This window comes from Halomonas sp. 707D4 (assembly GCF_024158685.1).
In the GTDB taxonomy this organism is placed as follows: Bacteria; Pseudomonadota; Gammaproteobacteria; order Pseudomonadales; family Halomonadaceae; genus Vreelandella.
Genome location: NZ_JAMZBD010000209.1, coordinates 1 through 5,289 on the forward strand (window position 1 = coordinate 1; position 5,289 = coordinate 5,289).

The 5,289-nt window shown below is 65.0% G+C and carries 5 protein-coding genes and 1 pseudogene; 5 read left to right on the forward strand and 1 reads right to left on the reverse strand.

Going from position 1 to position 5,289, the window contains the following annotated elements:
* The 4 genes and pseudogenes from gmk to BIS11_RS10180 all read left to right on the forward strand — a co-directional run.
* Nucleotides 1-196: pseudogene (gmk, locus tag BIS11_RS10165) on the forward strand (guanylate kinase); the annotation flags it as partial.
* 87 nt (nucleotides 197-283) lie between these two features.
* A complete protein-coding gene (gene rpoZ / locus BIS11_RS10170) occupies nucleotides 284-541 on the forward strand; it encodes a DNA-directed RNA polymerase subunit omega (protein ID WP_253423982.1) in 258 nt (85 codons plus the stop codon).
* 30 nt (nucleotides 542-571) lie between these two features.
* Nucleotides 572-2,704 carry a bifunctional (p)ppGpp synthetase/guanosine-3',5'-bis(diphosphate) 3'-pyrophosphohydrolase gene (locus BIS11_RS10175; protein ID WP_253423985.1) on the forward strand — a complete coding sequence of 711 codons (2,133 nt, stop codon included), beginning with the start codon at nucleotides 572-574 and terminating at the stop codon, nucleotides 2,702-2,704.
* 125 nt (nucleotides 2,705-2,829) lie between these two features.
* Nucleotides 2,830-3,219 (forward strand): RidA family protein, encoded by a 390-nt coding sequence (locus tag BIS11_RS10180; RefSeq protein ID WP_227390105.1) that lies wholly within the window; start codon nucleotides 2,830-2,832, stop codon nucleotides 3,217-3,219.
* 86 nt (nucleotides 3,220-3,305) lie between these two features.
* Here the strand turns inward: BIS11_RS10180 and BIS11_RS10185 are convergent, their stop codons facing one another.
* On the reverse strand, nucleotides 3,306-4,187 hold the full coding sequence (locus BIS11_RS10185; protein ID WP_253423988.1) for an SDR family oxidoreductase: 882 nt from the start codon (nucleotides 4,185-4,187) through the stop codon (nucleotides 3,306-3,308).
* 149 nt (nucleotides 4,188-4,336) lie between these two features.
* On the opposite strand from BIS11_RS10185, the gene BIS11_RS10190 reads away from it, so the two are divergent.
* Nucleotides 4,337-5,248, forward strand: a complete 912-nt coding sequence (locus BIS11_RS10190) for a hydrogen peroxide-inducible genes activator (RefSeq protein WP_253423991.1) — start codon at nucleotides 4,337-4,339, stop codon at nucleotides 5,246-5,248.
* Nucleotides 5,249-5,289 lie beyond the last annotated feature (41 nt).

Below are 5,289 nucleotides of genomic sequence, written 5' to 3' on the forward strand. Positions count from 1 at the left end.
GCGCATGCGCGAGGCGGTCAGCGAGATGTCGCATTTCGACGAGTACGACTACCTGGTGGTGAACGACGATTTCACCACCGCGCTCTCCGAGCTGCAGGCGCTGGTGATCGGCCGTCGTCTCACCCTCGAGGCGATGCAGAAGCGCCATGCGCCGCTGCTCGAGGCGCTCTTGTCACAGGCGCCCGGCGTCGAGTAATCTATCGGGTCCTATTACCCATTTTCGCTTGGTCGGTAGCGGTCTTGCACACTACCGGCCCGGCGCCGTTCTCAAAGGAAAGCCCCCATGGCGCGCGTTACCGTCGAAGATTGCCTCGAAAACGTTGAAAACCGCTTCAAGCTGGTGATGATCTCCACCCAGCGTGCCCGCCAGCTCGCTCGCGGCTCCCGCGACGCCCAACTGCCCTGGGAGAACGACAAGCCCACGGTGATGGCGCTGCGCGAGATCGCCGCCGGCCTGGTCGATCACTCCGTTCTGGACGAGCCCGTCGAAGCCCCGGTGCGCGCGCGCCCCATCGCGCCCAGCGCCCACCTCGACGACTGAGTCCAGGACTGCTGACGAGGGGCGCGGTACATGTTCACCATCGATGACCTGGCCGATCGGCTCGGCGGCTATCTACCCGCGGACGAGATCCAGCAGGTCAAACGCGCCTTCTACTACGCCGAGCAGGCCCACGACGGGCAGCGCCGCCGCTCCGGCGAGCCCTACGTCACCCATCCGCTGGCGGTGGCCAACATCCTGGCCAACATGCACATGGACCATCAGAGCTTGATGGCGGCCATGCTGCACGACGTGATCGAGGATACCGGCGTCTCCAAGCAGGCACTGTCCGAGCAGTTCGGAAGCTCGGTGGCGGAGCTGGTCGACGGCGTCTCGAAGCTGACCCAGATCACCTTCGAGGACAAGGCGGTCGCCCAGGCGGAGAACTTCCAGAAGATGGTGCTGGCGATGTCCCGCGACATCCGCGTGATCATCGTCAAGCTCGCCGACCGGCTGCACAACATGCGCACCCTCGGGGCCCTGCGGCCGGACAAGAAGCGCCGCATCGCCCGAGAGACGCTCGAGATCTACGCCCGCGTGGCCGCGCGCCTGGGCATCAACACCATCCGCATCGAGCTCGAGGACCTGTCGTTCCAGGCGATCCACCCGATGCGCGCCGAGCGCATCAAGCGCGCGGTGGCCAGTGCCCGGGGCAACCGGCGAAGCGCGATGCGCCAGATCCAGTCCTCGCTTCAGCAGAGCCTCGACGACGAAGAGCTCACGGGCACGGTGATCGGCCGCCAGAAGCATCTTCTGTCGATCTACAAGAAGATGCGCGACCAGCGCAAGCCGTTTGCCGAGATCATGGACGTGTTCGGGTTTCGCATCATCACCGAGGACGTGGCGAGCTGCTACCGGATTCTCGGCGTGGTGCACAACCTCTACAAGCCGGTGCCCGGGCGCTTCAAGGACTACATCGCGATCCCCAAGGCGAACGGCTACCAGAGCCTGCACACCACGCTCTTCGGCCAGCGCGGCATGCCCATCGAGGTGCAGATTCGCACCCGCGAGATGGAGGCGATGGCCAACAACGGCATCGCCGCTCACTGGCTCTACAAGGCGGGCCAGACCGCCCATCCCATCGCCGAGGGCAGCCACGCCCGGGCGCGGGCCTGGGTCAAGGGGCTTCTCGAGATGCAGCGCCACGCCGGCGACTCGCTGGAGTTCATCGAGCACGTCAAGAACGACCTGTTCCCGGACGACATCTACGTCTTCACGCCCAAGGGCGACATCATGGAGCTGCCTCAGGGCGCCACGGTGATCGACTTCGCCTACAGCGTGCACACCGACATCGGCAACAACTGCATCGCCTGCCGGATCGACCGCCACCTGGCGCCGCTCTCCACGCGCCTCGAAAGCGGCCAGACGCTGGAGATCATCACCGCCCCCGGCGCGCGCCCGAACCTCGCCTGGCTCAACTTCGTCTCCACCGCCAAGGCGCGCTCGGCGATTCGCCATGCGCTCAAGCACCAGCAGCAGTCCGAGGCGATCATGCTCGGCCGACGGCTTCTGAACAAGGCGCTGGCCTCCTTCGAGACCAGCCTCGAGGAGCTCGACGAGAGCGTGTTCGAGCAGGCCTTCCAGGAGCTCGACGTGGCTTCCCTCGATGCGCTGCTGGAGTCGCTGGGCCTGGGCAACCGCATGGCCCACGTGGCCGCGCGCCGCCTGGCGGACGTCGCCCAAGGGGCGCACCTCGACCAGGGCCGCCTGCAGAGCAGCGACAAGGCCGTGGTCATCAGCGGCAGCGAGGGCATGGTGCTGAGCTTCGCGCGCTGCTGCCACCCCTTGCCCGGCGACCCGGTGATGGGGCACCTCTCCGTCGGCAAGGGCCTGGTGGTGCATCGCAGCGAGTGCAAGAACCTGGCGGAGCTCAGAAACGATCCGGACAAGCTGTTCGCCCTGGAGTGGTCCGAGGAGATCGACGAGGATTTCCCGGTGGCCCTGCGTATCGAGATCGAGAGCCGTCGTGGCCTGGTGGCGGAGCTTGCGGGCCTGGTCACCGACGCCGACGCCAACATCGAGCGCATCGGCATCGAGGAGCGCGACGCGCGACTCTCCACCGTGAACCTCACGCTGTCGGTGAAGGGGCGCGTGCACCTGGCGCGCATCATGAAGCGCATCCGCAACCTGCCAAGCGTCAGCAAGATCACCCGTATAGCCAACTGACCCTTTTTGTCCGCGCACATCGAGCGCCGTTTCGACGCCGATGGGGCGGCCTTTTTTCAAAATCGTCTCGACAAGATCGTTCAAAGAAAAAAGCGAAAGATACGCTTTAGTACAGGAGCAGCACCATGAGCAACAAAGCCGTCATCAATACCGACAAGGCGCCGGCCGCCATCGGCCCCTACTCCCAGGCCATCAAGGCGGGCAACACGGTGTACCTCTCCGGCCAGATCCCGCTCGACCCGGCGACCATGGCGCTGGTCGAGGGCGACATCGAAGCGCAGACCCGCCAGGTGTTCACCAACCTGCAGGCGGTGTGCGAGGAGGCGGCCGGCTCGCTTGCCGATATCGTCAAGCTCAACCTCTACCTGGTGGACTTGGACAACTTCGCCATCGTCAATCGCGTGATGGAGGAGTTCTTCAAGGCGCCTTTCCCGGCCCGCGCCGCCGTGGGCGTACGCGCGCTGCCCAAGGGCAGCCAGGTGGAAGCCGAAGCCGTCATGGTGATCGGCGACTGAAGCGTGTGACGCCGCGCTCAACGCAAAGAGCGAGCCCTAAGGCTCGCTCTTTGCGTTTATGGCGCTTCAAGGATCAGGCGCGTGGTTCAGGCGTTCTGAAGCTCGAGAAAGCCGCCTTCCTTGAGCATCTGGCTATAGCCTTCGCGAAAGCTCGGGTAGCGGAACTCGTAGCCGGTCTCGCAGATGCGGCTGTTGTCGCAGCGCTTGTTGGCACGGCGACGCAGCGGCGACTGCATGGTGCCGGTGGTTTCCGCCTTGAGCTCCTGGGCGAGCCAGCTCATGACGTTGTGCATGGTGGCGGGCTCACAGTCGCTGCCCAGGTAGAGATCGGCCAGGGATTTGCCGCTCTCCTGGCAGCGGATCAGGTGGGCAAGAATGCCGGTGCAGTCGTCGCGATGGATACGGTTGGAGTAGATCACCGGCGTCACGGCGGCCATGCGGCCCTCCTTGACCTGATGGATCAGCCGGTCGCGGCCGGGGCCGTAGATGCCGGAGAAACGCACCACGGTGCCGGGCAGCGGATGCTCGAGCAGCGCCTGCTCGGCTTCGCTCATCAGGGTGCCGGAGAAGCTGGTCGACTCCGTCGGGCTCAGTTCGTTGACTTCTTCACCTTCCTGCTGACCGTAGACGCTGGTCGAGGAGACGAAGAAGGTGCGTCGCGGCGGGGTTTCCTGCTGCTCGAGCACGCCGAGCACGCGTTTCAGGCCGTCCGGGTAGGCGCTCTTGTAGGCGCTCTCCTCGAAGCGGTCGGCGCTGACGGTATAGACGACGTAATCCGCCTGGGGCAGCGCATCGGCGCCGGCGCCTTCCAGGTCGTCGAGATCGAGCGCCAGGGGTTCGATGCCGGTGCCCTGTAGCCGATCGGCCTGGCGACGCACGCCGATCACCCGGTGGCCCTCGTCGACGAGCTCGCGCCCCAGGGTGATGCCGATATCGCCACAGCCGATGATCAGTACAGTGAGTTTCACCTGCGCACTCCTCTTGATAAATATTCCCTATTAGATACAAAGTCCCGTTGAGATATGCCATCGTCATGGGGATTTGCTTGTCCTTGCCATCCCGTCCATCGTTTTGATGATGAGTCACGAGCCTACGAGAGGATGCCTGCCGGCACGGTATGACTTTAACAGAACTTCGCTACATCGTAACCCTTGCACAAGAGCGACACTTCGGTCGCGCCGCCGAACGCTGCCACGTTTCCCAGCCTACGCTATCGGTGGCGGTGAAAAAACTCGAGGACGAACTCGACACGCCTCTGTTCGAGCGCTCCAAGTCCACGGTACAGGTTACGCCCCTCGGCGAGAAGATCGTCATCCAGGCCCAGCGCGTGCTCGAGCAGTCGAGCTTGATCTACGAACTCGCCAGCGCCGGCCGCGATCAGCTCGCCAATCCGCTGCGCATCGGCGCCATCTACACCATTGGCCCCTACCTCTTTCCGCACCTGATCCCGGCGCTGGCCAGGATCGCCCCGCAGATGCCGCTCTACATCGAGGAGGGGTTGACCGGTACACTCAGAAGCAAGCTTCGCAGCGGCGAGCTCGATGTGATCATCGTCGCGCTGCCGTTCACCGAGACCGACGTGGTGACCAAGGCGATCTACGACGAGGATTTCGAGGTGCTGATTCCCAGGGGCCACGCCTGGGAAGCCAAGACGGCGATCGACAAGGAGGATCTGCTCGAGGAGCGGCTCTTGCTGCTCGGCGAGGGCCACTGCTTTCGCGACCAGATCCTCGAGGCCTGCCCGGCGATCACCCAGAAGCTCAACAGCCCGAGCAACACCCTGATCGCCGAGGGCGGCTCGCTCGAGACCATCCGCCACATGGTCGCCTCCAAGCTCGGCATCACGGTGCTGCCACAGTCGGCGCTCGGCGCCGAGACCCACGAGCAGTCGCTGCTGGCCAGTCGCCCCTTCGCCGACCCCGCGCCCTCGCGCACCGTGGCCATCGCCTGGCGGGCGAGCTTCCCGCGACCCAAGGCGATCGACGCGCTGGTCGAGGCGATCGAGATGTGCAGGCGAGCCGCCCCATGAACGAGCTCGACGCCCCGGTCACCGAGCTCAAGGGCGTGGGC

Excerpts from the sequence above, each read along its gene's own strand:
- rpoZ (WP_253423982.1), top strand. The coding sequence starts at position 284 with ATGGCGCGCGTTACCGTCGAAGATTGCCTCGAAAACGTTGAAAACCGC.
- BIS11_RS10175 (WP_253423985.1), top strand. The coding sequence starts at position 572 with ATGTTCACCATCGATGACCTGGCCGATCGGCTCGGCGGCTATCTACCC.
- BIS11_RS10180 (WP_227390105.1), top strand. The coding sequence starts at position 2,830 with ATGAGCAACAAAGCCGTCATCAATACCGACAAGGCGCCGGCCGCCATC.
- BIS11_RS10190 (WP_253423991.1), top strand. The coding sequence starts at position 4,337 with ATGACTTTAACAGAACTTCGCTACATCGTAACCCTTGCACAAGAGCGA.